Annotated in this window: 24 protein-coding genes; 8 read left to right on the top strand and 16 right to left on the bottom strand. The window is 73.1% G+C overall.

What is annotated here, in order from left to right; translation table 11 throughout:
* Positions 1-80: 80 nt before the first annotated feature.
* The 3 genes from Sri02f_RS19915 to Sri02f_RS19905 form a co-directional block, all read right to left on the bottom strand.
* Positions 81-1,196 (bottom strand): sensor histidine kinase, encoded by a 1,116-nt coding sequence (locus tag Sri02f_RS19915; RefSeq protein WP_109002675.1) that lies wholly within the window; start codon positions 1,194-1,196, stop codon positions 81-83.
* A complete protein-coding gene (locus Sri02f_RS19910; RefSeq protein WP_109002674.1) occupies positions 1,193-1,933 on the bottom strand; it encodes a response regulator transcription factor in 741 nt (246 codons plus the stop codon). The genes Sri02f_RS19915 and Sri02f_RS19910 overlap by 4 nt, the downstream gene beginning before the upstream one ends.
* A 122-nt stretch (positions 1,934-2,055) precedes the next feature.
* A complete protein-coding gene (locus tag Sri02f_RS19905; protein ID WP_109002673.1) occupies positions 2,056-2,742 on the bottom strand; it encodes a spermidine synthase family protein in 687 nt (228 codons plus the stop codon).
* Between the two features lie 216 nt (positions 2,743-2,958).
* On the opposite strand from Sri02f_RS19905, the gene Sri02f_RS19900 reads away from it, so the two are divergent.
* Positions 2,959-3,738, top strand: a complete 780-nt coding sequence (locus Sri02f_RS19900) for a rhomboid-like protein (RefSeq protein WP_307721046.1) — start codon at positions 2,959-2,961, stop codon at positions 3,736-3,738.
* Positions 3,739-3,829: 91 nt separating this feature from the next.
* On the opposite strand, the gene Sri02f_RS41275 is transcribed toward Sri02f_RS19900, so the two are convergent.
* The 3 genes from Sri02f_RS41275 to Sri02f_RS19890 form a co-directional block, all read right to left on the bottom strand.
* On the bottom strand, positions 3,830-3,970 hold the full coding sequence (locus Sri02f_RS41275) for a hypothetical protein (RefSeq protein WP_159106751.1): 141 nt from the start codon (positions 3,968-3,970) through the stop codon (positions 3,830-3,832).
* Positions 3,971-4,086: 116 nt separating this feature from the next.
* On the bottom strand, positions 4,087-5,106 hold the full coding sequence (locus tag Sri02f_RS19895) for a DUF5954 family protein (RefSeq protein ID WP_109002672.1): 1,020 nt from the start codon (positions 5,104-5,106) through the stop codon (positions 4,087-4,089).
* A gap of 130 nt (positions 5,107-5,236) precedes the next feature.
* Positions 5,237-5,893 (bottom strand): GNAT family N-acetyltransferase, encoded by a 657-nt coding sequence (locus Sri02f_RS19890; RefSeq protein ID WP_109002671.1) that lies wholly within the window; start codon positions 5,891-5,893, stop codon positions 5,237-5,239.
* Between the two features lie 190 nt (positions 5,894-6,083).
* Between Sri02f_RS19890 and lon the strand changes: the two genes are divergently transcribed.
* Complete coding sequence (gene lon, locus Sri02f_RS19885) at positions 6,084-8,504, top strand: endopeptidase La (RefSeq protein ID WP_109002670.1); 2,421 nt, start codon at positions 6,084-6,086, stop codon at positions 8,502-8,504.
* A gap of 154 nt (positions 8,505-8,658) precedes the next feature.
* Positions 8,659-9,141 carry a MarR family winged helix-turn-helix transcriptional regulator gene (locus Sri02f_RS19880; protein WP_109002669.1) on the top strand — a complete coding sequence of 161 codons (483 nt, stop codon included), beginning with the start codon at positions 8,659-8,661 and terminating at the stop codon, positions 9,139-9,141.
* An 18-nt stretch (positions 9,142-9,159) separates the two neighbouring features.
* Here the strand turns inward: Sri02f_RS19880 and Sri02f_RS19875 are convergent, their stop codons facing one another.
* Positions 9,160-9,951: a hypothetical protein gene (locus tag Sri02f_RS19875; protein WP_109002668.1), complete on the bottom strand. Its 792-nt coding sequence runs from the start codon at positions 9,949-9,951 to the stop codon at positions 9,160-9,162.
* Positions 9,952-10,319: 368 nt separating this feature from the next.
* Here Sri02f_RS19875 and Sri02f_RS19870 point away from each other — a divergent pair, with 368 nt between their 5' ends.
* Genes Sri02f_RS19870 through Sri02f_RS19850 form a run of 5 tightly spaced genes read left to right on the top strand, consistent with a single transcriptional unit; the run spans position 10,320 to position 15,923 of the window.
* A complete protein-coding gene (locus Sri02f_RS19870) occupies positions 10,320-13,082 on the top strand; it encodes a sensor histidine kinase (RefSeq protein WP_109002667.1) in 2,763 nt (920 codons plus the stop codon).
* Positions 13,079-13,582, top strand: coding sequence for a roadblock/LC7 domain-containing protein (locus tag Sri02f_RS19865; protein WP_109002666.1), 504 nt, complete (start codon positions 13,079-13,081; stop codon positions 13,580-13,582). The genes Sri02f_RS19870 and Sri02f_RS19865 overlap by 4 nt, the downstream gene beginning before the upstream one ends.
* Positions 13,579-14,010 carry a DUF742 domain-containing protein gene (locus Sri02f_RS19860; RefSeq protein ID WP_109002665.1) on the top strand — a complete coding sequence of 144 codons (432 nt, stop codon included), beginning with the start codon at positions 13,579-13,581 and terminating at the stop codon, positions 14,008-14,010. The genes Sri02f_RS19865 and Sri02f_RS19860 overlap by 4 nt, the downstream gene beginning before the upstream one ends.
* Complete coding sequence (locus Sri02f_RS19855) at positions 13,991-14,647, top strand: GTP-binding protein (protein ID WP_109002664.1); 657 nt, start codon at positions 13,991-13,993, stop codon at positions 14,645-14,647. The genes Sri02f_RS19860 and Sri02f_RS19855 overlap by 20 nt, the downstream gene beginning before the upstream one ends.
* A 22-nt stretch (positions 14,648-14,669) precedes the next feature.
* Positions 14,670-15,923 carry a styrene monooxygenase/indole monooxygenase family protein gene (locus tag Sri02f_RS19850; protein WP_109002663.1) on the top strand — a complete coding sequence of 418 codons (1,254 nt, stop codon included), beginning with the start codon at positions 14,670-14,672 and terminating at the stop codon, positions 15,921-15,923.
* On the opposite strand, the gene Sri02f_RS19845 is transcribed toward Sri02f_RS19850, so the two are convergent.
* From Sri02f_RS19845 to Sri02f_RS19805, 9 genes are all read right to left on the bottom strand, one after another.
* Positions 15,896-17,290, bottom strand: a complete 1,395-nt coding sequence (locus tag Sri02f_RS19845; protein ID WP_245970699.1) for a C40 family peptidase — start codon at positions 17,288-17,290, stop codon at positions 15,896-15,898. The two genes, Sri02f_RS19850 and Sri02f_RS19845, sit on opposite strands and share 28 nt — an antisense overlap.
* A 103-nt stretch (positions 17,291-17,393) precedes the next feature.
* Positions 17,394-17,756 (bottom strand): DUF8847 domain-containing protein, encoded by a 363-nt coding sequence (locus tag Sri02f_RS19840; protein WP_109002661.1) that lies wholly within the window; start codon positions 17,754-17,756, stop codon positions 17,394-17,396.
* 14 nt (positions 17,757-17,770) lie between these two features.
* Positions 17,771-18,421, bottom strand: coding sequence for a TetR/AcrR family transcriptional regulator (locus Sri02f_RS19835; protein ID WP_109002660.1), 651 nt, complete (start codon positions 18,419-18,421; stop codon positions 17,771-17,773).
* A 106-nt stretch (positions 18,422-18,527) separates the two neighbouring features.
* The gene (locus Sri02f_RS19830) at positions 18,528-19,466 is read right to left on the bottom strand and encodes an AurF N-oxygenase family protein (protein ID WP_109002659.1); all 939 of its coding nucleotides are present in this window, start codon (positions 19,464-19,466) and stop codon (positions 18,528-18,530) included.
* Positions 19,467-19,545: 79 nt separating this feature from the next.
* Positions 19,546-21,003 carry a peptidoglycan D,D-transpeptidase FtsI family protein gene (locus tag Sri02f_RS19825; protein ID WP_109002658.1) on the bottom strand — a complete coding sequence of 486 codons (1,458 nt, stop codon included), beginning with the start codon at positions 21,001-21,003 and terminating at the stop codon, positions 19,546-19,548.
* Positions 21,000-22,583, bottom strand: coding sequence for an FtsW/RodA/SpoVE family cell cycle protein (locus Sri02f_RS19820; protein WP_245970698.1), 1,584 nt, complete (start codon positions 22,581-22,583; stop codon positions 21,000-21,002). The genes Sri02f_RS19825 and Sri02f_RS19820 overlap by 4 nt, the downstream gene beginning before the upstream one ends.
* A 70-nt stretch (positions 22,584-22,653) precedes the next feature.
* Positions 22,654-23,331, bottom strand: coding sequence for an SH3 domain-containing protein (locus tag Sri02f_RS19815; RefSeq protein ID WP_109002657.1), 678 nt, complete (start codon positions 23,329-23,331; stop codon positions 22,654-22,656).
* Between the two features lie 70 nt (positions 23,332-23,401).
* Entirely contained in the window at positions 23,402-24,802 is a 1,401-nt protein-coding gene (locus tag Sri02f_RS19810; protein ID WP_109002656.1) for an ATP-binding protein, read from the bottom strand.
* Positions 24,799-25,590: a hypothetical protein gene (locus tag Sri02f_RS19805; RefSeq protein WP_109002655.1), complete on the bottom strand. Its 792-nt coding sequence runs from the start codon at positions 25,588-25,590 to the stop codon at positions 24,799-24,801. Before Sri02f_RS19805 ends, Sri02f_RS19810 begins: the two co-directional genes overlap by 4 nt.
* Positions 25,591-25,836: the final 246 nt, after the last annotated feature.

The following is a 25,836-nucleotide window of genomic DNA, read 5'->3' as shown; positions in this document are numbered from 1 at the left end:
TGCGCCGGTGCGTTGTCCGATGACACGTGTCCGACTGCGCGGACGGACGTGGATCTTGAGGCTCCGCTGCGAACTTTACGTCAACTTGGAACGGATGACTCTCCCGGAAGAGTGATAAGAATTCGGCAGCCCCGCTCGGATTCGGCCACTCCGATCCGGCCTCCGTGGAGATCGACCGCCCAGCGGGCGATCGCCAGCCCCAGTCCCGTGCCGCCGTCGCTGCCCGGCCCGTGCGGACGGCGGACGGCGCCCCGGTTGAACCGCTCGAACACGCGGTGCCACTCCGAGCGCGGAATGCCGGGCCCTTCGTCCAGGACCTCCAGCTCCAGGGACTCCGGCTGCGCCCCGCGCCGCGCCTTCACCGTCACCCGTCCGTGCGGCGGGCTGTGCTTGACCGCGTTGTCGATCAGGTTGGCGACGACCTGGTGGATGCGCTCCGGGTCCGCGTGCGCGGTCAGCTCCGGAGGGGTGACGTCCAGGTGCAGATGGACGTCCGTGCGGGTGTGGCTGCCGCCCGAACCCATGGTGGCGCGGGCCGAGGCGACCATGTTGGCCTCCTTCAGCACGCCCGACAGGTACGGCCACACCTCGAAGCGCCGCTTGCGCAGCGGGACGACGCCGTTGTCGAGGCGGGACAGGTCGAGGAGGGTCTCCACGAGCCGCCCGAGCCGCTCCGTCTGCTTCAGGGCGGTGCGCATCGTCTCGGTGTCCGCCTCGGCGATGCCGTCGACGACGTTCTCCAGGACGGCGCGCAGACCCGCGATGGGCGTGCGCAGCTCGTGCGAGACGTTGGCCACCAGTTCCTTGCGGTGCCGGTCCTGCGCCTCCAGCTCGTCCGCCATGACGTTGATCGTCTGGGCCAGGTCGCCCAGCTCGTCACGGCGTCTCTCGCTCACCCGGCGGGTGTAGTCGCCGTGCGAGATGGACCGGGCCACGGTGTTCATCTCGCCCAGGGGCGCGGTGAGCGAGTGCGCCACGAACTGCGTGATGAGCAGCGTGGCGATCATCGAGAAGACCGTGATGAAACGCAGCTCCGTCTTGGTGTGCACCGCGATCATCGACAGACCGGTGGTGATCAGCACCGAGATGACGACCAGCGCACCCAGCTTGGTCTTGATCGAGAACGGGCGTACGCCGCCCCAGGGCGCATCGGCTCCGGGGGCGGGGCTTCTCGGTCCGTCCGGCCCGGGGCTCATGGCGTCGGGGTCTCCAGCGCGTAGCCGACGCCGTGCACCGTGCGGATCCGCTCGGCGCCGATCTTCCGCCGCAGCGCCTTGATGTGGCTGTCGACCGTGCGGGTGCCGGAGGCGTCCGCCCAGTCCCACACCTCGGCCAGGAGCTGCTCGCGGGAGAGCACCGCGCGCGGGGTGTTCGCCAGGCAGACCAGCAGGTCGAACTCGGTGGGCGTGAGGTGCACGTCCTCCGAGCGCACCCGCACGCGGCGCTGCGCGTGGTCGATCTCCAGTTCGCCGAGCCGCAGGATCCCGCTGCGCGGCGTCGTCGCCGCGATCGCGGCCCGCTCCACCCGGCGCAGCAGCACGTGCACGCGTGCCGCCAGCTCCCGCATCGAGAAGGGCTTGGTCATGTAGTCGTCGGCGCCCACGCCGAGGCCGACCAGCATGTCGGTCTCGTCGTCGCGCGCGGTGAGCATCATGACCGGCACCGGACGGGCGGCCTGCACACGCCGGCAGACCTCCAGGCCGTCGAAGCCGGGCAGCATGATGTCGAGGATCAGCAGGTCGGGCTGCCAGGCCTCTGCCGTGTCCACGGCCGCCGGACCGTCGCCCGCCGTTTGCACGAGGAATCCCTCGGCGCGCAGGCGGGCGGCGATGGCGTCGACGATCGTCGGGTCGTCCTCGACGACCAGGACGCGCCGCTGCGCGCCCGGAGTCGCCGTCGCCGCGGTGTTGTGTGCGGTGTGTGTCTGCTCCATCGCCCGCCCCTGAGTGTGCTTTCCGGAACCAGTGGGGTGGTCCCTTGATTGCGCATGACTGCGGTTGACGCCTAAATGATCGGCGTCAGGGATGCAGCGTACGGGGAGTCACCACGGCTTTGCTATCCAGGTCGGACGCCGAGGTGCACGACGTCGGGCACGCCTCGGGCAACCGGGATCTCTTCGGTACGCACCCGTTGGAACCCGGCATTCCCCATGGTTCCCTCGAATTCCGGAGAGGGCCGGGCCGACCAGACCGCCAGGGCTCCGCCCGGTCTCAACACCCGCGCGCAGCCCGCGAGTCCGGTCGTCGAGTACAGGCTGTCGTTGCCCTCTGTGACGGTCCAGCCGGGCCCGTTGTCGATGTCCAGGCATACCGCGTCGAACGTGTCGCATGTCTCATTGACGAAGTCGAGCAGGTCCGCTTCGACGATCTTCGTCCGGGGGTCGGCCAGGGCCGGGCCGGAGACGGCGGCCAGCGGTCCGGTCAGGTGCCAGTCGATGACGGCGCGCTCGCGCTCCACGACCGTGACCGCGCCCCAGCGGGGATCGGCGGCGGCGTGTGCGAGGGAGAAGCCGACGCCCAGGCCGCCGATCAGCAGGGCGGGAGCGGGGCGGTCGTCCAGCGCGTCCCGTGCCGCGTCGACCAGCAGCCGCTCCGAGCGGCCGTCCGAAGTGTCCATCAGGAAACAGCCGTTGGCGATGATCTGGAGCAACTCGCCGTGCCGGCGCAGGACGACCTCGCCGTAAGGGCCCTCGCGGCGGTCCAGGACCTCCGGCGCGTCGGGGATGTCGTGCGGGGTGGCCATCGGTCCATCCTGGCAGTTCCCTGACCGTTTGTTGAGCGAATTCCCCGGGCGGGGAACGAGGTTGACGCACGCCTGTTCGGGAACGGTGCGAGACGGATGAGAAAAGACCTGGAGAACCTTCAGAGCTTCCTGTGAATCGGCGTTCACGTGGCGTCGGTCACAGACAGCGGGCGGCCGGGCCGCGAAGGGTGGGGGAAACGGAAGGAGCGCCTCTCAGTGGAACGCACGGCCTCCCCCTTGAGCCCGCCCCGGCCCGACGTCCGCGGACTGTCCGACGTCCGCGGACTGTCCGACGTCTCCGGGCTCCTGGACGGCATCCCGGGGCAGCGCACCGAACCGCCCGTCCGGCCGCCCCTCGGGACGGACCCCCGCCCCCGGCGCCGGATCCCGGTCCCGGTTCCCTTCACTCTCGGCTACGCGGCCGTCCTCGCCGTCACCTCGTATCTCGCGGAGCATCTCGACCCCGCGCTCGTGTACACCCTGCTCCAGGGCTCCAGCACCGACGTGGCCCACCTGGTGCGGAGTCCGGCGCCGGTGCTGGCCGCCAGCGCGCTGTGGGTGGCGGGCGGCCTCGCCTCGCCCTTCACGCTCGCCTTCCTGGTCGTCCTCACCGCGCTGGAACGGCGCGTCGGCGGCGCCCGCACGGCCGTCGTCTTCCTGCTCGGGCACGTCCTGGCCACCCTCGCCACGGAGGTCCCGGTCGGTCTGGCCGTCCTGGTGGGACGGCTGCCCGGCACCTCGCTGCACCGGCTCGACTACGGCATCAGCTTCGGCGTCGCCGCCTGCGTGGGCGCGCTCTCGGGGCTGCTGCGGCCGTGGCTGCGCTGGCCCCTGCTGACCGCCTTCGGCGCCATGCTGCTGCAGGACCTGCTGGCCTTCACGGACCCCATGACCAACTGGGGGCACCTGATCGCGCTGGCGATAGGCGTCGCCGCCTGGCCCTGGGTGCGCCGCTGGGACCGCGCCCGGCCGCCCGCCGCCCTGCCCACCGCCTGACCCGGTGGCGAGAGCGCGCAAACCCCTCGCGCGCAGCCGGGGCGCGCCGTCGACCGAGGCGTCCCCATGGGCCTACGGCGTCCCCATGGACCTACGGGATGCCGCGCTCGGCCGCGAGGGCGAGGCGCACGGCGACAGGCGCCCGGTACAGGCTCCTGCCCCGCCACCCGGCGGGCGTCGCGCCGTCCGGCAGGGTCGCGTACTGCGTGCCCTGGGCTGTCCGCCGGGGCATGGAGGGCCGCGGTGGGCGGGGCGCCCCGCAGCTCGTCGCAGGCCCCGAGCAGGGCCGCGTGATCGACGGGTCCGTCATGGACGAGGACGACGGGCGACGTCCGCAGCCGCCGGCGGTCAGTCGTCGTACTGGACGGTGCCGTTCTCGTGCAGTGTCGGGTGGAGCTTCATGGGGCCGTACTCGTCGACGTCCGAGGGGCGGGGCGGTTCCGGGCCGTCCGGGCCCAGGCGGACCATCCGCTCGACGCGGCAGATGCGGAACACCCGGCCCTCCACGCTCGCCTCGTCGGCCCGGCCGGCGCTGCGGAACGCCTCTGCGGCCCGCGCGTACAGGTCCTTCTTGCGCTCGTCGAAGCGGTAGAGCATGGCCCACACGCGGGCCATGCCCTCGTACAGCGAGCGGCGTGCCTCGTGCGGGGTGGCCGTGAGGGAGCCGCACGGGGTCCAGCCCGAGTCGTCCCGTTCGGCCACCGAGAAGCCGACCGGCAGCCGGACCACGTCCGGGTGCGTCCGGGCCGCCCGCGCGGAGTCCGCCCGCACGTCGGCGGGGAAGCGCGCCCCCGTGTACGTGAAGTCGCGCAGCCCCAGGCGCAGGGCGCCCGCCATCGGCCCCTCGTCCCGGTCGGGGTCGAGGACGAAGCCCACGTCGGGGGAGGGGGTGGTGCACGGCTCCTCCCACGACGGGGCGAGGGCCTCCGGGTCGGTGGGCCGGGGCGGCTCCGGACCGTCGTCGCCGGTGCGGGCGAACTCGTCGCCGCGCACCACCCGGTAGCGCACTCCCAGCGCCTCCACCTCGTCGGCCGGGGCCCGCTCCAGCACGGCGACGGCCGCCAGCAGGCCGCGCCGGGCGGCCGGATCGCCCGCGCCGTCCTTCGCCTTGAACCACAGGTGCGAGTTGAGCCCGTCCCGGGCCTGCTGGGGCATGGTGTCGACCACGGGCTTCAGCAGCCGCCAGCGCGGCCGCGCGGCCGCCGGGTCCAGTCCGGCGACGCCGAAGACGGGCCCGCGCAGCGCGATGTGGGGATAGCGCCGGGACGCCTCGACGGCGTCCGCCTCCGTCACCCAGGCGACGGGGTCGTCCCGGCGGACCAGCTCCGCGTGCAGGGCGTCCAGGCGTCGCTTCCAGTCATCGGTCATACGCGCATTGTGGTCGCGCCGCAGGGCGGTACGGGGCGAATGCCGGAAGTGGGCGGGGTACGGGCAGGGGGCGTGAGGGGCGTGCCCCGTCGTGCGGCGCCCAGGGGTGCGCCCCCGGGGCCGCCGGACGTCACCTTCCGGTGGCTCCCGTGAACTTGGCGCTGGTCAGCGGGGACTCGACGCGCCACCCCAGGGACTCGTACAGTGCCCGCCCCTGCGGTGTCGCCCCCAGAATGCCGGTCCGGGCGCCCTGCTCGGCCGCCGCACGGTGCAGGGTCCGCATCACGAGGGCGCCGAGCCCGCGGCGGCGGTGGCCGGGGAAGGTCTCGATCTGGTCGACGACCGCCGTGACGCCCGTCGGGGCGATCTGCCCGCGCGCCGCCAGGGAGCCGTCCGGGGCGGCGACCATCGTGCGCGTGACGCCGCCGCGCGACCACGTGCGGGTCCGGTAGCCGTCGGGGGCGGGGCCGGGCGGAGTGTCCGGGAGCGGAGCCGTCATCAGGTAGCCGGGCTCGGGGTCGATCCACCAGCGGGGCCCCAGCCAGGGGCCGACCACGGCCGGATCGGCGAACGCCTTCAGCCAGACGCCGGCCCCGGTCACCGCGTCCGCCGCCTTCCGCACGGCCGGCTCCGTCACCGCGTCGTTCGTGCCGCCGAGCACATGCCGGGTGGCGTGCCCGACGCCCGTTCCCACGTCGACGGTCCAGCCCCAGGACTCGGCCACGGGCGGAGCCGCTCCCCGTGACACGACCCACCCGTCCACCCAAGCCTGGACGAAACGATCCATGACGACCCCCTGAGAGTGGCTGTGTAAGCGTCATAATGCCTGTTGGACTATTACGTCCGACCGTACGTCCGAAGCGGTCCGCCGCGACAGCCCTGATCGCCCACAGCGAACGCACCGGAGTCCGGGGAACATCCGAAGGCCCGCATGCATTGAGTCGGCATAGCTCAACTTGACTGCCGAAGGGGAGATCATGGCTTCGACGTCCGCACCGCTCACCTTGCCCGTATTGCCTCTCGATGACGAGGTCGTGCTCCCCGGCATGGTGGTTCCGCTGGACCTCAACGACACCGACGTACGCGCCGCGGTGGAGGCCGCACAGGCCGCCGCCCGTTCGGAACCGGGCAAGCCGCGCGTCCTGCTGGTGCCGCGCGTCGACGGCACGTACGCGAGCACCGGTGTGCTCGGCACCGTCGAGCAGGTCGGCCGGCTGGCCGACGGCGACCCGGGCGCGCTCATCCGCGGCCGCAGCCGCGTGAAGATCGGCGCCGGCACCACCGGCCCCGGCGCCGCCCTCTGGGTGGAGGGGACCACGGTCGACCAGAACGTCCCCGAGCCGCTGCCCGGCCATGTCGTGGAACTCGTCAAGGAGTACAAGGCGCTCGCCACCGCATGGCTGCGCAAGCGCGGCGCCTGGCAGGTCGTCGACCGCGTCCAGGCCATCGACGACGTCCCCGCGCTCGCCGACAACTCCGGCTACTCGCCGTTCCTGACCACCGAACAGAAGGTCGAGCTCCTGGAGACCGCCGACCCGGTGGCCCGTCTGAAGCTCGCCACCCAGCAACTGCGCGACCACCTCGCCGAACAGGACGTCGCCGAGACCATCGCCAAGGACGTCCAGGAAGGCGTCGACAAGCAGCAGCGCGAGTTCCTGCTGCGCCGTCAGCTCGAAGCCGTCCGCAAGGAGCTGCGCGACCTCAACGGCGACGGCAAGGACGCGGCCGAGGAGTCCGACGACTACCGCGCCCGCGTCGAGGCCGCCGACCTGCCCGAGAAGGTCCGCGAGGCCGCCCTCAAGGAGGTCGACAAGCTGGAGCGCTCCAGCGACCAGTCGCCCGAGGGCTCCTGGATCCGCACCTGGCTGGACACCGTCCTCGAACTGCCGTGGAACGAACGCACCGAGGATGCCTACGACATCCAGGGCGCCAAGGGCGTCCTCGACGCCGAGCACGCGGGCCTGGAGGACGTGAAGGAGCGCATCACCGAGTACCTGGCCGTGCGCAAGCGCCGCAACGCCCGCGGCCTCGGGGTCGTCGGCGGCCGGCGCGGCGGCGCGGTCCTGGCCCTCGTCGGTCCGCCCGGCGTCGGCAAGACCTCGCTCGGCGAGTCCGTCGCCCACGCCATGGGCCGCAAGTTCGTCCGCGTCGCCCTCGGCGGCGTCCGCGACGAGGCCGAGATCCGCGGCCACCGCCGTACCTACGTCGGCGCGCTGCCCGGCCGGATCGTGCGGGCGATCAAGGAGGCCGGGTCGATGAACCCGGTGGTCCTGCTCGACGAGATCGACAAGGTGGGCTCCGACTTCCGGGGCGACCCGGCGGCGGCCCTCCTCGAAGTGCTCGACCCGGCGCAGAACCACACCTTCCGCGATCACTACCTGGAGGTCGAGCTCGACCTGTCGGACGTGGTCTTCCTCGCCACCGCCAACGTGCTCGAAGCCATCCCCGAGGCCCTGCTCGACCGTATGGAACTGGTCCGCCTCGACGGCTACACCGAGGACGAGAAGGTCGTCATCGCCCGCGACCACCTGCTCCCGCGCCAGCTGGAGCGGGCGGGCCTGGACGCCGAAGAGGTCGTCCTCGACGAGAGCGCGCTGCGCAAGCTCGCCGGCGAGTACACCCGCGAGGCCGGCGTGCGCACCCTGGAGCGGTCCCTCGCCCGGCTGCTGCGCAAGGTCGCGGCCCAGCACGAACTGGGCGAGCGGGAACTCCCCCTCACCGTCCGGGACGAGGACCTGCGCGCCCTGATCGGCCGGCCGCATCACGTGCCCGAGTCCGCCCAGGACCCGGCCGAGCGCCGGACCGCCGTCCCCGGGGTCGCCACCGGCCTCGCGGTCACCGGCGCCGGCGGCGACGTCCTGTACGTCGAGGCCTCGCTGGCCGACCCGGAGACGGGCGCGGCGGGCCTGACCCTGACCGGTCAGCTCGGCGACGTGATGAAGGAGTCGGCGCAGATCGCGCTCAGCTTCCTGCGCAGCCACGGCGCCGAACTGGAACTGCCGGTGGGCGACCTCAAGGACCGGGGCGTGCACATCCACTTCCCGGCGGGCGCGGTCCCCAAGGACGGCCCGAGCGCCGGCGTCACCATGACGACGGCCCTCGCGTCCCTGCTGTCCGGGCGGCTCGTCCGCACGGACGTGGCGATGACCGGCGAGGTCTCCCTCACCGGCCGGGTGCTGCCCATCGGCGGCGTGAAGCAGAAGCTGCTCGCCGCGCACCGGGCCGGCGTCACCACCGTGATCATCCCCAAGCGCAACGAGCCCGACCTGGACGACGTCCCCGCGGAGGTGCTGGACAAGCTCGACGTCCACGCCGTGACCGACGTCCGCCAGGCCCTGGAACTGGCGCTCGCGCCCGCCGTGAACGGCGCGGCGCCGGAGGTTCCCGTGGCGGCGTGACGGACGCCGCGGGACGGCACGGCCCGGGTCCCGTGAGGGAGCCCGGGCCTTCGCCGTACGCGGGACACGGCCCGGGGAAACGCCGTCGGCCTGTGCCTGGGGAATACTTGAGCGCTGCGCGACCGCGGCGACCGGTGAGATCAGGGGTGCTGACGTGCACGAGGACACGAACGACGACGGACGGTCGTCGCGCGGTGTGGAGCAGGACGACCGGGAGTTCCTCTCCCTGGAGCGCGAGCTCACGGTGCTGCTGCGCCGCGCCCGCGCCAACCAGGGAGAGATGGCCCGCGAGGTCCATCCGGACCTGGAGTCCGCCGCCTACGGGCTGCTCGTCCGGCTGGAGGAGTGCGGCCGCCAGCGCGCCACGGAGCTCGCCGCGTACATCGGCGTCGGCAAGGCCACCATGTCCCGCCAGCTGCGGGCCCTGGAACAGCTCGGCCTGATCGCCCGGGCGCCGGACCCGGCGGACGGCCGCGCCTGGCTGGTCGATCTCACCGAGGAGGGCCGCAGCCGGGTGAGCCGGGTCCGCGAGGCCCGCCGCGAGCGGTACGTCAGCCATTTCTCCCACTGGGACCGCGCCGAGGTCGCGGAGCTGGCCCGACTGCTGCAGCAGCTCAACCGCGGCATGGAGAAGTAACCCCGGCCGGACGCCGTTTCACAGCTGCGCGTACACCACCGTCGCGTCGTCGTGTGTCTTCGCCCGGGCCAGGCAGGGGCGGCCGGCGGCGTCGTCCGCCCGTTCCAGTCGGCGGACCCGCTCCACCAGGGACCCCGCCCCCTCCTCGCGGACCAGGGCGAACAGGTCGGGCCAGTCGCCCCGGCGGAACAGCTCCGTCCAGCGGGCGGCCCCGTCCGACAGCGCGGCCAGCGCGGCGACCTCGCGGCGTGGCACGGCGCCCGTCACCGCGCGGGAGGCCGCCGAGGGGTCGGCCGCCGCCGTGAAGAACCCGCCCTCCTTGTTGCGCAGGGTGCCGTCCACGACGTCGGCGCTCCGCAACAGGGCCCGCGGCAGCCTCGCGAGCCGGTCGTCGCGCACGGGCACGACCCGGCCGTCCGGCGACGCCAGCAGCAGCGTCGCGTCGCACAGGACCAGGTACTCGACGCTCCGCGGCGACCACCGCGCGAGGACCACCGTGGCCTGCGGCGTGCGCGGGTGAGAAAGGTCACAGGTTCCCGCGTGGGCCTCGGCGGTACGCGCGATGGCGAGGGCGAGCGCCTCGGCCAGGGGGACATCCGGGAGTGAAACGGTCAGTTCGGTCAGGGCGCCGCCCAGCCGCGCCGTGAACCAGGGGACCGAATGCAGACAGCCCGCGCCGTCCCGCGGCGGAGTCACCCCGTCCAGCAGGACGAGCGAACCGCCCTGCCCGGAGGCGGGAAGCCCGACACTCGCGAAGTCCTCGTTGGGGCGGGCCGGATCGCCGCCGTCCGACACAAGTTCCGTGCGCATCCAGCCAGTCTGCACGACCCCTTCACAGCCTTCGCAAAAGGCTGGCATCACTCCCCGAACGGGCGCGCCACCGCAGGTCAGACGCCTGTTTTGAGCGGGAATGAAGCACTCCGGGAAGACGTGGCGGCGAATACTGCCAAAGCCTGCCGCCCACGTCCAACCGGCCTGCCGGGCGGGGCCTCCGCACACGCCAGGGGAACTTGCCCGCCAACTCCCCTCCGATGTTCACTCCTTCGGGTGGCGGGGCAAGCGATGCGCGGACCCCGCACACCCGCACTGGGAGGGTCGGGAACCGTACCGGACGTAGCGCCAGTTGACGGGGCGTCATATCCGGCCCATGGGTACACGAGTCAGGAATGCGAGCACCGGTGCAGAAGACGCGGCCTCGGCGTACAGGCAGCCAGACGGCCTCCGAGGGGGGCGCGGAGCGCACCCCTGTCGGCAAGGGCCGCCCGACCCACGTACGCAACCGGCTGATCGTCGCGGTGGCCGTCGTGGCCGCCGCCATCGCCGGAGCCGGCGCGCCCTCGGTCCTGGCCGCGTCCGGCCAGTTGAAGGACTCCCAGGATCTGGTCACCCTGGCCGAACAGTCACAGGACGCCCTCGCCCTCGCCCAGTCCCTGGCGGACGAACGCGACGAGGTCACCACCTATGTGGCGGCCGGCCGCGTCAGGTCCAAGGCGCCCTCCGCGCAGAGCAGCGCCCGGGTCGACCGCCAGGCGAGCGAGCTGATCACCGGGACGGACGTCTCCGCCGCGCTGCGCAAGGCCCTCGACGCTCTCCCGTCCGTGCGGCAGTCGGCCCTCACCGGCAAGAGCACCCCGCTCCAGGCACACCAGGGGTACTCCCAGGTCATCGCCGCGCTCCACGTCCTCGTCGACCGGCTGGCCGAGCAGATGCCGCCGCGCGCCGGATCCGGCGCGTACGCCCTCGCCGAGCTCGACAGCGCCGTCCAGCAGGCCTCCGCGACCCGGGGGCTGCTGCTCGCGGCGCTGAACGTGCCGACCCGCGACGAGAACTCCTACGACCCCGTCACCGGCCGGTCGAGCACCGAGAAGATCTCCTCCGACGCCGACACCGAGCAGCGCGACGCCCTCACCGCCGCCGCTCAGCAGGCCCGGCTGCGCTCCGACGCCGCCCTCGCCGACTTCCGCGAGGGCGCGCCCGAGGACGTGGTGGCCTCCTACGACTCCACCGTCACCGGCGGCGACGTCGACGCCGCCGAGGCCTACCTCGCGTCCCTCACCGACCAGCCGGAACTGAGCGGCCGCGACCTCGACACCGACGTCAAGGAGCTCAACGCCGCGCTCTCCGCCCGCCTCGACCTGATGCGCGGCGCGGAGTCCTCCCTGTACGGCCATCGCGTCGAGGACCTCGCCCGGCTGCGCGACGACGACGTCACCGGCCTGGAGATCCGCGTCGCCGTGCTCGGCGCGCTGATGCTGCTCGCCGTCGCCGTGGCCACGGGCATGGCGCGCAGCCTCACCCGCCCGCTGTCCGTGCTGCGCAGGGGGTCGGCACGGCTGGCCGGGGCGGAGAACCCCGCGGCCGAGGAACCGGTCGCGTTCACCGGCCGCAACGACGAGTTCGCCCAGGTCGTCCGCTCCGTCAACGCCCTGCACCAGCACGCCGTCGCCCTCCACGAGCGCGTCGCCACCCTGGAGTCCGACCGCAAGCACCTCGTGGGCCAGCGCCAGCGGATGGCCGACGCCCGCGAGGAACTGCGCGCCGAACTCGATTCCTCCGCCGCCCGGCTGGACGGCCTGCGGGACAGCATCAGCGGCACCTTCGTGAACCTCGCCCTGCGCACCCTCGGCCTGGTCGAGCGCCAACTCGCCGTCATCGAGGGCCTGGAGGAGCGGGAACAGGACCCCGAGCGGCTGGCCACGCTCTTCAAGCTCGACCACTTCGCCACGGTCATGCGCCGGCACAGCGAGAACCTGCTGGTCCTGGCCGGAACGGAACACGTCCAGCAGCACGCGGGCCCCATCCCGCTGGTCGACGTGGTCCGCGCGGCGGTCAGCGAGATCGAGCGCTACGAGCGCGTGCGGATCTCGGCGCTGCCCCCGCACGCGCACGTGGCGGGCTTCGCCGCCGACGACCTCTCCCACCTGCTGGCCGAACTCATGGAGAACGCCACCTCGTTCTCCCCGCCCGACCTGCCCGTCGAGGTCTCCGGCTGGCTGCTGGAGAACGGCGAGGTCATGCTCTCCGTCCAGGACGAGGGCATCGGGATCCCGGACGACCGGCTCGGCCGGCTCAACGGCCGCCTCGCCGAGTTCGACCCCGAGACGCCGTACGACCAGGAAGGCGAGGAGGGGCTCGGCCTCGGCCTGTACGTGGTGGCCCGGCTGGCCCACCGGCACGGGGTGCGCGTCCGGCTGCGCGAGCAGAAGCAGGGCGGGGTGGCCGCCGTCGTCGTCCTGCCGACCCAGCTCCTCGCCGCCGCCCCGGCCGCCGCCGTCCCCTCCTCCGCGCCGTCCGCCGCGGCCGCCCACGCCTTCTCCCTGCCCGGCGCCGACGCCGAGGCCAACTCCAACGTCCTGCCGGGCCGTTCCAAGCCCGCCGATCCGCTGGTCGCGCTGGCCGAGAAGGCCGTCCGCCAGGCGAAGAGCCCGGCGGAGTCGCCCGCCGAGACGACCATGGAACTCCTGCTGCCGAGCCCCCTGGGGGAGCCCGACACCACGCAGGACGAGCACACCCACGCGTCCCCCGCCGCCGGCCACGAGGACGCGTCCCAGGAGCCGCCCGCGCCCGCCGACGAGGCCGCCGCAGGCGAAGCCGGGACGGAACACGCACGCACCCCCGACGCCCCGGAGGAACCCCTCACCGACAAGGGCCTCCCCAAGCGCACACCCAAGATCACCGCACCCGCCCACGCCCCGCGCCAGCGGACCGGTTCCGTCGACGCGGACGCCCTCCGCCGCCGTCTGGGCGGTTTCCGCCGGGGGGCGGAGGCGGGCTACCGCGAGGTGGAGGCGGAGATCGCCGAGAAGACGGGCCAGAACCGGGTCCCGTCGCAAGAGGCAGTACGCGACGCAGCACGGAACACCGCACGCGCAGCGGCTCAAGAAGCACACGCACACGCCGAAGATGACACGGGGGGCACAGTCGAGGAGGCAAGTAGTTGACCGCGCCCAGTACCTTCGGACTGAGCAGTGAAGCCCGTAACCTGCACTGGCTGTTGACCAACCTCGTGGAGGAGGTCCCCGGCATCCAGTCCGTCGCCGTCGTGTCCTCGGACGGCCTGCTCCTGCTGTCCTCGGACGCAGCCCACAACGACGAGGCCCGCCAGGCCCGCGAGACCAGGCCCTCCGGCCCGCGCGGCTCCTCCGCCGACCTCGCCACCATCGTCTCGGGCATCGGCAGCCTCACCATCGGCGCCGCCAAGCTCATGGCGTTCGGCGGGGTGAAACACACCATGATCGCGATGGACGAGGGCAGCCTCTTCGTCATGTCGATCAGCGACGGCTCGCTCCTGGGCGTGCACGGCTCCGCCGACTGCGACATGAGCGTGGTGGCGTACCACATGGCGCTCTTCGTGGGCCGCGCCGGACACGTCCTGACCCCCGAACTGCGCAGCGAGCTGCGGCAGTCGCTGGAGTCCGCCACGACGGGGAGCATCGGATGAGCGCCGTCCCGCAGCAGCCGCGGGGCGGCAGGCAGCAGCTCCCGGTCCGTGGCGGCGACCGCAAACCCGCCCGGGTGCGCCCCTATTCGCTCACCGGCGGCCGTACCCGCTTCGGACACGTCCTCCTCGTCGAGACGTTCGTGGCGGCCCTCGAAGCCCCCGAGGAACGCAAGGAACTGACGAACGGGTCGCTCAAGTCCACGGTCATGCCGGAACTGCGGGCCATCGTCGAACTGTGCCGCCGTATGCGCACGGTGGCCGAGATCTCCGCGTTGCTGAAGATGCCGCTCGGCGTGGTCCGGGTGCTCCTCAGCGACCTCGCGGACCAGGGAAAGATCCGTGTGTACGGCACCGGTACCGCTCACGGTACGGGCCGTCCCGACCGCGCTCTGCTGGAAAGGGTGCTGAGTGGACTCCGTCGTCTCTGACGCCGCCTCCTCCTATGGCGTCGCCCCCCTCGTCGAGCCCGTGACCGAGCCCGACGAACCCCTGCAGCCGTGGCAGACGGACCGCACCCGCGCCCCCATAGCCACCAAGATCGTGGTGGCGGGCGGCTTCGGCGTCGGCAAGACCACCCTCGTCGGCACCGTCTCGGAGATCGAGCCCCTCCAGACGGAGGCGCTGATGACCGAGGCCAGCGAGGAGACCGACGACCTCACCGGCACGCCGGAGAAGACCACCACCACGGTCGCGATGGACTACGGCCGCCTCACGCTCGACGACGACCTGGTGCTCTACCTGTTCGGCACGCCGGGACAGCAGCGGTTCTGGTTCATGTGGGACGACCTGGTGCGCGGCGCGATCGGCGCGGTCGTGCTGGCCGACACCCGCCGCCTCAAGGACTGCTTCCCCGCGCTGGACTACTTCGAGAGCTGCGGACTGCCCTACGTCGTCGCCGTCAACCACTTCGACGACAGCGAGCTGTTCGAGCCGGAGGACGTGCGGGAGGCGCTGACGATCCCCGCGCACATACCTGTCATGATCATGGATGCGCGGCGCCGGATCTCGGTGATCGAGACCCTCCTGGCCCTGGTGGGCCACGCGCTCGACGCAACCCCCGAGTAAGGCCCTTCAAGGAGTTCCCCGCATGCGGAAGATACTCGTCGTCGGAGCCGGCCAGTCCGGTCTCCAGCTCGCCCTCGGCCTCCAGGCGCACGGGTACGAGGTCACCCTGATGTCGAACCGGACGGCGGACGAGATCCGCTCCGGTCGGGTCATGTCGACGCAGTGCATGTTCCACACCGCCCTGCAGCACGAGCGCGACCTCCAGCTGAACTTCTGGGAGCAGCAGGCCCCGAAGATCGAGGGCCTCGGCGTCTCGGTCGCCGCCCCCGGCTCGCACGACCCGGGCCCCACCCAGCGCGCGATCGACTGGCTGGGCCGGCTCGACGGGCACGCGCAGTCCGTCGACCAGCGGGTGAAGATGGCCGGCTGGATGGAGACGTTCGCCCAGCGCGGCGGCCAGCTCATCATCCACGGCGCGGCCGTCTCCGACCTCGACTACTTCTCCCGCGCCTACGACCTCGTCCTCGTGTCGGCCGGCAAGGGCGAGCTCGTCCAGATGTTCGGCCGCGACGCCGAGCGCTCGCCCTACAGCGAGCCGCAGCGCGCGCTCGCCGTCTCCTACGTCCACGGCCTGGGCCCGCGCCCGGAGCACCCGGACACCGAGGCGGTCCGCTGCAACCTCGTCCCCGGCGTGGGCGAACTCTTCGTCATGCCCACGCTCACCACCTCCGGCCGCGCGGACATCCTGTTCTGGGAGGGCATACCCGGCGGCCCGCTCGACGTCTTCCACGGCGTCAAGGACCCCGCGGAGCACCTCTCCCTGACCCTGGAGCTCATGGAGAAGTTCACGCCCTGGGAGTACGCGCGGGCCACCCGGGTCGAACTGACCGACGCCGGCGGCACCCTGGCCGGCCGCTACGCGCCCACCGTCCGCAACCCCATCGGCCGCCTTCCCGGCGGCGGTCTGGTCCTCGGCGTCGCCGACGTGGTCGTCGCCAACGACCCCATCACCGGTCAGGGCTCCAACTCCGCCGCCAAGTGCGCGGCCGCCTACCTCGCGTCGATCCTGGAGCGCGGCGAGAAGGAGTTCGACGAGGAGTGGATGCGCGCCACGTTCGACCGGTACTGGGACACCGCTCAGCACGTCACCAAGTGGACCAACGCGATGCTGGCCCCGCCGCCGGAGCACATCGTCAACCTGCTGGGCGCGGCCGGGCAGCTGCAGCCCGCGGCTGATCGTTTCGCCAACGCCTTCAACGACCCGGCCGACTTCGAGAACTTCTTCTACGAGCCCGAGAAGACGGCCGCCTACCTGGGCTCGCTGACCGGAGCCTGACGAGCCGGCGCCGCTCCCGCCCCGGTCACGGCGGGCGGGAGCTTCGGCGGCCGGTACCGCCGCACGGGCACGCCGCCCGGATCCGGACGCACCGCGCCGAGCACCGGATTGGACGCGAGCGGGGAGAGCTTCACCTTCTCGCCGGTCCGCGGCGCCTGCACCACCATGCCCTGCCCGAGGTACATCGCCACATGCGTGGCCTCGGGGAAGTAGATCACCAGGTCGCCCGGGCGCAGCTCCTTCAGCGGGATCCTCCTCAGCCGCGCCCACTGCTCCTCGCTGGTCCGCGGGAGCGGCGTCCCGGCCTGCCCCCAGGCCTGCGAGGTCAGGCCCGAGCAGTCGTACGACCCCGGCCCCTGCGCCCCCCATTCGTACGGTTTGCCGAGCTGGCGCACCGCATACCGCACGGCCTTCTCGCCCTCCGCGGACGGCTTGCCGTCGTCGCCGAGCGCACCGGACGCCACGAGCCTGTGCTGCGCCCGCGCCACCCCGTCGCTCTCCAGCGCGGCGAGCGCGGTGAGCTGCTCAGGGGTGAGGGAGGCCAGGAGCTTCTGGACGTCGTCCAGGCGCCGGCGCACGTCGTCGCGCTCCTTCTTCCTGCGCGCGGTGAGAGTGAGCTGGTCGTCGAGGGCGGCGCGGGCCCGGCGGGCCAGCGCGTCGGCCCTGCGCTCGCCGTTCCTCAGCCGCCCGACCGTCTCCGCCCGCTCGCGTGCCAGCCGGCCGATCACATGCCCCTGGTCGAGGGCGTGCTGCGGATCCCGGGCGAGCAGCAGCTGTACGTACGGGGAGAGGGCGGTGCTGCCCTGGTACTGCTGACGGGCGAGCCGTCCGGCCGCGCCGCGGCTGTCGTGCAGCGAGAGCCGGGCCTTCGCCAGGTCGCCGTCCAGCCGCCCGGTCTCGGCGCGCCGCCGTCGCAGTTCCTCCTCGGTGGCGTTGTAGGCCTCGGTGGCGGCCTCGGCCTCGCGGTACAGCCGCTGAAGGTCCGTCAGCAGCTCGGCGACGGTCCGCCCGCCGGGGCCGGGGCCAGGGCCGGGGCCGGAATCTTGGTCCGGGTCGGAACCGGCGTCCGAGGCGTCGGAGGATTCGGGGGCGTCGGGGTCGTCCGTTCCGGCGGCGGACGGCCCGCCCGCATCCGCACTCGCATCCGCATCCGTGCTCGTGCCCGCATTCGTGCCCGCATCCGACTCCGACTCCGCCTCCGCGTCCCGGGCGGGTCGCGGGGTCGGGGTCCGTGGTGCGAGCGTCGCCTGGTCGCCGGCCCCCGGCGGCTCCGTCGTGGCCGCGGCGAGTCCGGGAGCCAGCACGGTCTGCGCGGCGAGCGCCGCCGTGGAGACCGTACAGGCCAGACGCAGCAGTCTTCCTGACACGTCATCACCTCCGCTGCGGGGTGGCCCCTCCATCCCGCAGGGCGAGCATCGGACGTGTGCGCGCGGTCCGCGCGCCGGGCGTGCGCGGTTCGGCGCAACGACGTCACCCGTCGGCGTCGTCCCGCCGTCCCTCCGGCGTGGCGTCGGGCGTGGCGGACGGACGGCCCTCCTGCCCCGCACCGGGCCGCGCGTCCGCTCGCACACCGGGCTTGGACCAGGGCCACCGCAGCCGCCCGTCCCCCGTCGCGTCGGGGTCGAACTCGTACTTCCAGCCCTGGGGCAGCCCGAGCCGCTTGCTGTGCCCGCGCGGTGCGCGCCGGTAGACCAAGACGGCCGGCGGCCCCCCGGCCGCGTCGGGGACGGGAATGCGGTACGTCTTGGGCGGGTGCCCGGTCGGGCCCAGCAGCACGGGCAGCACCCGGCCGTCCATGGGCCCGCCCTCGAACGGGATGTCTTCGCTCTTCACCGTTCCAGTGTCGATCAGGTTTCCGTGCTCAGCGCACCGCGGACCAGTTCGGCGGTCTGCGCGTCCCGCGCCGCGGTCACCGCGAGGACGGCGACGAACTGGTCGACCAGCCAGTCCCGCAGCTCGTCGGCGGGCGGCTGCTTGTCCTCGTCCAGCCAGATGAGGGAGGCCGCCTCGACGGCCGTGATCCACATCCGTACGGTCATCCGGAGCCGCGGCCCCGGGTCCGCAACCGCGAGGTGGCGGTAGATGGCCTCGGCGGCGGCCCGTCGCACGCCGTCCACGATGGCGGTCGTGCGGGAGGTCTCCACGACGCTGCCGCCCTGCAGCAGTGCGCTGAAGCCGGCGTCATGGCGGCCGACGAAGGTCAGATAGCGGTCGAGGACGCGGGCGAGGCGGGGGAGGAGCGGGCCGTCCTGGGGCTCGTCGAAGCAGTGGTGCAGCTCCTCGGCGGCGGAGCGCAGGGCGGCCTCGTACAGCTGCTGCTTGCCGCCGGGGAAATACCGGTAGACGAGCGGCCGGGACACCCCGGCGGCCTCCGCCACGTCGTCCAGCGAGACGTCCTCGGGAACGCGGTGCGCGAAGAGCGACAGCGCCGCGTCGAGAAGCTGACTGCGGCGCTCCTCGACGCTGAGGCGACGGTAGGCGGGGGCGGCTGGCGTCATGACGAGCAGCGTAATCGCCCGCACAGTCCAGCGCCCCGGCCCCGGGCGGGCGACGCCCCGCTCCGTCGCCCGGCACCCGGCACCCGGCGCCCGGCGCCCGGCGACGTCAGGCGAGCAGGCCCGAGGACTTCCACAGCCGGCGGCCCACTCCGCGCAGCACCCCGATGTCGTCCAGGAAGTCCGTCAGCCGCTTCGCTCCCGTCTGCATGACCTCCCGCCGGTGCCCGCTCGCCTGAACCTGCGCCAGGGCCTCGCGGCGGTCCAGGCCCACGTTCCGGTAGACCTCGGGGTTCACGAACGCCACGGAGAACACCCGGGCGAACTCGCCGGACGTGACGCGGGTGAACTCCTGCGACCACCTCGGCGCCGTCACCATCTGGCGGCGCAGCTCCTCACGGGCGTAGCGCACATGCCGGGCCTCCTCCACGACGTGGATCCGGGTGACGCCCCGGACCAGCGGCTGGACCCGCTCGTCGGGGAAGGTCAGCCGCTGCATCCAGTCGAGGACCTCCTCGCCGAGCAGGGTCGCGGTGAAGGAACCGGGGGTCGTGGAGACCGTCTTGAACAGGCGGCCCATGTTCTGGTGGGCCCGGCTCACCGGGTACGAGGGCGTGCCGCCGCGCTCGATGAGCCGGGCGAACATCTTCGAGTGCCGGCACTCGTCCTCGATCTCGGTCAGCGCGTACCGCACGTGCGCGCTCGTCGCGGCCTTGTCGTAGATGTGCCGCACGAGCAGCTGCATGAGGATGATCTCGAACCAGATGCCGAGCGAGGCGAGCGCGGCGGCCTCGTGCCGGGACAGCAGGATCCGCTGCTCCTCGCTCATCCGCCGCCACATCGGCGTGTCGTACAGCGACACGAGCTCCGGCGGCCAGAACCACTTGCCGTCCTCGAACGGCGCGTCCCAGTCCAGCTCCTTGTCCGGGTCGAAGGAGTGCTTGGCGGAGGACGCGAGCAGCCGCTCGGCCACCTGCTCCCGGTCCTTGAGCAGGCCCAGCGCGTCCCGCAGCCCTTCCAGCGCGTCGGCATCCGTGAGGGTCGTCATGGCTCTTATGAGACTGCCTGTCAGCAAGGCCGTCAATCCCCCGGACGCCACTTCTTGCCGAGCCCGTGGAGCGTCCGTCTCAGGAGTTGAGCACCGCCGCCATCACCGCCCGAGCGATCGGCGCCGCCATCCCGCCCCCGGTGATGTCCCCGCGGCGCGCCGACCCGTCCTCCACGACCACCGCGACCGCGACCCTCGGCTCCAGGTCCCGCTCGCCCTGCGCCCAGGAGACGAACCAGGCGTAGGGAATGCCGGCGTTGCCCAGCCCGTGCTGGGCGGTGCCCGTCTTGCCGCCGACGATCGCGCCCGGGATCGCGGCGTTGGTCCCGGTGCCCTCCCGCACCACGTCCGCCATCAGCTCCCGCAGCCGCCGCGCCGTCGAGGGAAGCATCGCCTGGCGGGACGGCCGGGAGCCGGCCGTGGCCACCGTCGCCCCGCCCTTCCTCGTGGTCCGCTCCACCAGGTACGGCGTGCGCACCCGCCCTCCGTCGGCCACGGCCGCCGACACCATCGCCATCTGGAGCGGGGTGGCCCGCGTGTTGTACTGGCCGATCGAGGACAACGCCAACTGCGCCCTGTCGAGCGAGGTGTCGAAGGTGCTCGGCGCGACGCCGAACGGGATCCGCACCTTGTCGTCGTTGAAGCCGAACGCCTGAGCCGTCCGGGTCATCCCGGCCAGCCCCGTGTCCACGCCGAGCTTGGCGAACACCGTGTTGCACGACCACTCGAAGGCCTCCCGCAGGGGCGCGTCCTCGCAGCCCTCGCCCTCGTTCGTCAGGCTCGTCGTCGTCCCGGGCAGGCGGTAGGGGGCGGGGGAGTCGGTCGGCGCGTCCAGGTCCGTGACCACGCCCGCGTCCAGCGCCGCCGCCGCGGTGACCACCTTGAAGGTCGACCCCGGCGGATACGTCTGCCGCACCGCGCGGTTCAGCATCGGCTTGTCCGGGTCGCTGTTGAGCCGGGCCCAGGCCCGTTCGGCGCGGGCGCCGTTGCCGGACAGCACGCCCGGGTCGTACGACGGACTGGACACCAGCGCCAGCACCCGCCCCGTCGACGGCTCCACCGCCGCCACCGCTCCCTTGCGCCCGTCCAGTCCCTCGTAGGCGGCCCACTGGGCGTGGCGGTTCAGCGTCGTCACCACGTCGCCGCCGGGCGGCCGTCCGTGCGTGACGTCGTTCCACAGCGGGAACGGCGAGAGCAGCGGATCCGTCCCGGAGAGCACGTCGTCGCCGGCGTGCTCCAGGAACGTCGTCCCGTACACCTGCGAGGCGAACCCGGTCACCGGTGCGTACAGCGGCCCGTCCTGGTACGTGCGCTCGAAGCGCAGCTGCTCACCGGTGTCCCGGGAGCCGGTGACCGGGGTGCCGCCGACGAGGATGTCGCCGCGGGGCTGCGCGTAACGGGCGATGGCGCCGCGCCGGTTGGCGGGGTTGTCGTCGTAGGACCCGGACCGGACGAGCTGGACGCGCGCGGCGTTGACCAGGAGCGCTGTCAGCAGCAGGGCGCAGAAGACGGCGGCATGCCGGATGTGCCGGGTCAACGGGTTCTCCCTGGGCTCTTGTCGACCAGCGCGTCGACCGGTTCGGCGGGCTGCCCGGCGGACGGTTCGAGGCGCGGGACAGCGGACGGTTCGACGCGCGGGATGGCGGACGCGGCGGAGTGAGCGTCGGACGGAGCGGCGGACTGAGCGGCGGACGGAGCGGCGGACTGGGCGTCGGACGGAGCGTCGGACGGCGCGTCGGACGGCGCGTCGTACGGTCTGCGGGCCGAGTCGCTCACCCGGATCAGCAGTGCCACGATCGCCCAGTTGGTGACCACCGAGGAGCCGCCCTGTGCCAGGAACGGCATCGCCATCCCGGTCAGCGGGATCAGGCCGGTCACCCCGCCCGCGATCACGAACACCTGGAGTGCCACGATCGAGGCGAGGCCGGCCGCCAGCAGCCGCCCGAAGGGGTCGCGCAGCGACAGCCCCGCCCGGTAGCCGCGCTCGACGAGCAGGCCGTAGAGCAGGAACAGCGCCGACAGCCCCGCCAGGCCCAGCTCCTCGCCCGCCGTGGCCAGGATGAAGTCCGACTTCACGGCGAAGCCGATGAGGACCGAGTGGCCGACGCCGAGCCCCGTGCCGAACACCCCGCCGGCCGCGAAGGAGAACAGCGACTGGGCGAGCTGGTTGGCGCCCTGACCGGCCTCGATCGACGCGAACGGATGCAGCCAGTCCTCGACCCTGCTGTGCACATGCGGCTCCAGGCGGCCGACGGCGACCGCGCCGAGCGAGGCGAGCAGCAGACCCACGGCGATCCAGCCGGTGCGGCCGGTGGCGACGTAGAGCATCACCACGAACAGGCCGAAGAAGAGCAGGGACGTGCCGAGGTCCCGCTCCAGGACCAGCACGCCGACGCTCAGCAGCCAGATCGTGACGATCGGGCCGAGGACCCGTCCGGTGGGCAGCTGCATCCGGCTGAAGCGCCAGATCCGGCGGCCCGCGTACGCCAGCGCCGTGCGGTTGGCGGCCAGGTAGGCGGCGAAGAACACCGCCAGCAGCACCTTCGCGAACTCCCCCGGCTGGATGGAGAAGCCGGCGATCCGGATCCAGATGCGGGCCCCGTTCACGGCCGGGAACAGGATGGGGAGGGTCAGGAGGGCGAGCGCGGCCACCACGCACACGTACGAGTACCGCTGGAGCACGCGATGGTCGCGCAGCGCCGTCACGACCACGATGAACAGAGCCACCCCGACCGTGGACCACACCAGTTGCGTGGGAGCCGCCCGGTCGCCCGGCGTCTCCAGGTCGAGCCGGTAGATCAGCACCAGGCCCATCCCGTTGAGCAGCACGGCGATGGGAAGCAGCAGCGGATCGGCGCAGGGGGCGCGCAGCCGCACCGCGAGATGCGCCAGCAGCGCGAGCACGCCGAGCCCCGCGCCGTAACCCGCGGCGCCGGGCGGTACCGCGCCGCTCCGGGCCAGCCCGACGGCGCAGTACCCGTACACGGAGAGCAGAACGGCCAGGACGATGAGGGACAGTTCGACGCCACGGCGCCGGGGGAGGCCCACCATGGCGGCGGGCGCGTCCGCCGCCGCCACGGTGGTACCGGTTCCTGCTCCGACTCCGGCTTTCGTCATGTCCGGAACCTACCCAAATGGGGCTCCTCGTGAGCCTTGGACGATCTTTCGTGTCAGCTCCGGCGCGGCGTCAGCACCAGCGCGGCGTCGTGCCGATGACGTCGATGTACCGCGCCGCGCCCCAGGCCCAGGTGCCGTCCGTGAGGAGGTACCAGACGGAGTTGCCCTGGACGTTCTGGCCGCGGGTCCTGCAGAAGATGGAGACGATCTCGCCGCGACGGGCGACCCGGATCACCTGGCTGGCGCGGTTGGGCGCGCTGCGCAGCAGCAGTTCGCTCGCGGTGACGCGTCCGCGGTACCGGCGGGAGTCGTTCTGGTTGCCGGACTGCCAGTTGCCGCCGCCCCCGTCGCCGCCGCCCGACTGCCAGTCGCCGCCGTCGCCACCCGACTGCCAGTTGCCGTTCTGCCCGTTCTGGCTGTTCTGCCCGTTCTGGTTGCCCTGGCCGTTCTGATTGCCCTGGCCGTTCTGATTGCCCTGGCCGTTCTGGTTGCCGTTCTGAGCGGCCTGGTTGCCCTGGCCGTTCTGGTTGCCCTGGTTCCCTTGGTCGTTCGGGTCGCCGGGCTGGTCGTTCTGGACGCCTCCGCCCCCTTGGTCCACCCAGTCGTGCGAGTCGCCGCCCTGGGTGGTGTTGCCGCCGCCGTCGCCGTCCCAGTCGTCGGCGAGGGCGGGGGCGACGGCCGCGGTGGCGGCGAGTGCGCCGGCTGCGGTGACTATGGCCAGACGGGTGAGAGCCGAGCGCAAGGACATGGCGATACCTCCACGAAGAGGGTGAAACTGACTTATCGCCACATTAGGAGCGGTTCGCGCGTGTCGCCCGTCACGCTGCGCCATCGGGGAGACGTGCCGGGGCGGGAGGCGTCTGAGGCAGCGTCAGCGTCGCCACCGCGCCGCCGTCCGGCGCGTTCGTGAACGCCAGCCGCGCGCCCAGCACCTCGGCCTGCCCGACCGCGATGGTCAGCCCCAGCCCGTGGCCCTTGGCCCCGCCCTCGGTGCGGAACCGCTGCGGCCCGTGCGTGACCAGGTACTCCGGATATCCGTCCCCGTGGTCCCGCACGGTGACGACGGGCCCGTCCACCGTGAGCGTCACCGGAGCCCGACCGTGCCGGTGCGCATTGGCCAGCAGATTGCCGAGCACCCGCTCGAGCCGCCGCCGGTCGGTCTCCACGTGCGCGTTCCGGACGATGACGACCGTGACCTGACCGTCGGTCGCCGCAGCCCCGTCGGCGACCCAAGCGCCGGAGGCCGCCGAGGTTCCTTGGGCTGCCGGAGTCCCGAGGGCTGCCGTGGTCCCGGAGGCCGCCGGAGTCTCGAAGAAGTCCGAGGCCTCCGCCGCCCGCACCACCCGCACCGCCAGCGCGCCCAGGTCCTCGGCGTCCAGCTCCAGCCGCTCGCGCCCGGTGTCCAGCCGGGAGATCTCCAGCAGGTCCTCGGTGAGCGTACGCAGGGCCGTCACCCGGTCGCGCACCAGTTCGGTCGGCCGTCCGGGTGGCAGCAGCTCGGCCGCCGCGTGCAGTCCGGTCAGGGGCGTGCGCAGTTCGTGCGCCACGTCGGCGGTGAAGCGCTGCTCGCTGAGCAGCTTGCCCTGCAGCGAGGAGGCCATGGAGTCCAGCGCGACGGCGACCGCGCCGACCTCGTCCTGTGGCCGGCCCGGCTCCTTCGCGCGGCGGTCGTCCACCCGCGCGTCCAGGTCGCCGGCGGTGATCCGGCGAGCCACCTGCGCGGTGGTGTGCAGCCGACGGGTCACCCGGGTCACGGCGACGGCCCCGACCAGCAGCGTCGCGCCGATCGCGAGCGCCGACGACCACAGGATCGCGGTGTCGAGCGCCTCGATGGTGTGGGCGCTCTGCGAGTAGTCGACCGCGACCGCGAGGGCCCGCCGCCCGTCGGCGGGGCCCGCCGCCCACATCGTGGGGCGGCCCCGGCGGTCGGCGACCATCGTGCCGCGTTCCCCGCCCACCGCCAGCGCCCGCAGCGACGCGGGCAGCTCGGGCGGGTCCAGGCTCGCCGCGTGGCCGAGGGAGTTCCCGGCCTCGAACGCCGTGGTCGCGTCCGACAGCCGGGACAGCGCGAGGTCGCGGGCCTGGCCGACGGTCTGGTTCGTCACCGATACGTGCACCAGGATGCCGAGCAGGGCGGCCAGCGCGCAGCACATCACCGTGATGAAGACGGCGGCCTTCACGGCGAGCGTGCCCGCCCACGAGGGCAGCGCCGGTCTCATCGGCCGCTCGCGGAAGAGGACACCCGCGACGACGGAGACGCAGACGCAGACGCGGACGACGCGGACGCCGATGACGGGGCCGGCCGGCCGGCCGGAGCCGCCGGGGACGCGCCGGAGGCGGAGGGTCGGGGGGAGCGCTTGCGACCGCCGGTGCGGCGCATCTCGTCATGGGTGAGCAGCATCGCCTGCTGCTGCTGGTCCCAGGTCCACTGCAGCCGGTACTCGTAGCCGGCGACCTCCGAGGGGGCGCGGATGATCACGGACCGCCCGGCCAGCTCGACCCCGCTCACGGCGTCCTCGTAGGCCATGATCTTCACGAGCCTGTTCTTGCGCACGGTGTAGACGCGGACGGCCGTCAGGTTGCCCGGCAGCTGGCGGAAGCCGAGGGTCAGGTCGGGGTGGCCGTCGCCGGTGAGGTCGCGGTAGTACGCCTTGAGCACGGGACATCTGCTGCCCTGCGCGCCGCTCTTGCCGCAGTCGGCCATCCGCCGGGCCGTCTCGTCGTACGACCCCTGGCCGTAGTCGCCCGGGTGCTCGGCGATCTCCTTGCGCACCACCGCGACCGGGTCGACCTTGCGGATGTCGCCGTCGGGCACGGTGATGCCCTTGACCACCTCGGTGTCCACCTCCCCGATGTCGAACGCCGGGCGGGAGGCGGGGGTGAGATCCGGCCAGAGCCTGTCCGGGCTGATCGCCGTCGGCGTCGCCCCCGCGCCCTGCAGCTCACCGGCGTCACCGCAGCCCACGGCGGCCGAGGCCAGCAGGACCGCGACGGCGGCGGCGAGCACGGGACGGCCGGGGAGCCCCGAGCGGCCGAGGCCACCGGGACGGCCCGAGCGGCCGGGGCGGCCGGGGAGACCAGGGCGGCCGAGGAGACCAGAGCGGCCGGGGAGGCCGGGGCGGGTGCGGAACACGGGACTCCTGTGGCTCCTCTCGGACGACGACGATGCCAGGCCCCGTACACCTTATTCATAGGGAAGTCCGTTTTGCGTACCGGTGGGCCGGCGGCGCTGAGGCAGCGTACTGCCGCGCTG

This window comes from Streptomyces rishiriensis (genome assembly GCF_003112535.1).
In the GTDB taxonomy this organism is placed as follows: domain Bacteria; phylum Actinomycetota; class Actinomycetes; order Streptomycetales; family Streptomycetaceae; genus Streptomyces; species Streptomyces rishiriensis.
This window is presented reverse-complemented; position numbering and strand designations above follow the sequence as displayed.

Excerpts from the sequence above, each read along its gene's own strand:
- Sri02f_RS19915 (WP_109002675.1), bottom strand. The coding sequence starts at position 1,196 with ATGAGCCCCGGGCCGGACGGACCGAGAAGCCCCGCCCCCGGAGCCGAT.
- Sri02f_RS19910 (WP_109002674.1), bottom strand. The coding sequence starts at position 1,933 with ATGGAGCAGACACACACCGCACACAACACCGCGGCGACGGCGACTCCG.
- Sri02f_RS19905 (WP_109002673.1), bottom strand. The coding sequence starts at position 2,742 with ATGGCCACCCCGCACGACATCCCCGACGCGCCGGAGGTCCTGGACCGC.
- Sri02f_RS41275 (WP_159106751.1), bottom strand. The coding sequence starts at position 3,970 with ATGCCCCGGCGGACAGCCCAGGGCACGCAGTACGCGACCCTGCCGGAC.
- Sri02f_RS19895 (WP_109002672.1), bottom strand. The coding sequence starts at position 5,106 with ATGACCGATGACTGGAAGCGACGCCTGGACGCCCTGCACGCGGAGCTG.
- Sri02f_RS19890 (WP_109002671.1), bottom strand. The coding sequence starts at position 5,893 with ATGGATCGTTTCGTCCAGGCTTGGGTGGACGGGTGGGTCGTGTCACGG.
- lon (WP_109002670.1), top strand. The coding sequence starts at position 6,084 with ATGGCTTCGACGTCCGCACCGCTCACCTTGCCCGTATTGCCTCTCGAT.
- Sri02f_RS19875 (WP_109002668.1), bottom strand. The coding sequence starts at position 9,951 with ATGCGCACGGAACTTGTGTCGGACGGCGGCGATCCGGCCCGCCCCAAC.
- Sri02f_RS19860 (WP_109002665.1), top strand. The coding sequence starts at position 13,579 with ATGAGCGCCGTCCCGCAGCAGCCGCGGGGCGGCAGGCAGCAGCTCCCG.
- Sri02f_RS19850 (WP_109002663.1), top strand. The coding sequence starts at position 14,670 with ATGCGGAAGATACTCGTCGTCGGAGCCGGCCAGTCCGGTCTCCAGCTC.
- Sri02f_RS19835 (WP_109002660.1), bottom strand. The coding sequence starts at position 18,421 with ATGACGCCAGCCGCCCCCGCCTACCGTCGCCTCAGCGTCGAGGAGCGC.
- Sri02f_RS19830 (WP_109002659.1), bottom strand. The coding sequence starts at position 19,466 with ATGACGACCCTCACGGATGCCGACGCGCTGGAAGGGCTGCGGGACGCG.
- Sri02f_RS19820 (WP_245970698.1), bottom strand. The coding sequence starts at position 22,583 with ATGACGAAAGCCGGAGTCGGAGCAGGAACCGGTACCACCGTGGCGGCG.
- Sri02f_RS19815 (WP_109002657.1), bottom strand. The coding sequence starts at position 23,331 with ATGTCCTTGCGCTCGGCTCTCACCCGTCTGGCCATAGTCACCGCAGCC.
- Sri02f_RS19810 (WP_109002656.1), bottom strand. The coding sequence starts at position 24,802 with ATGAGACCGGCGCTGCCCTCGTGGGCGGGCACGCTCGCCGTGAAGGCC.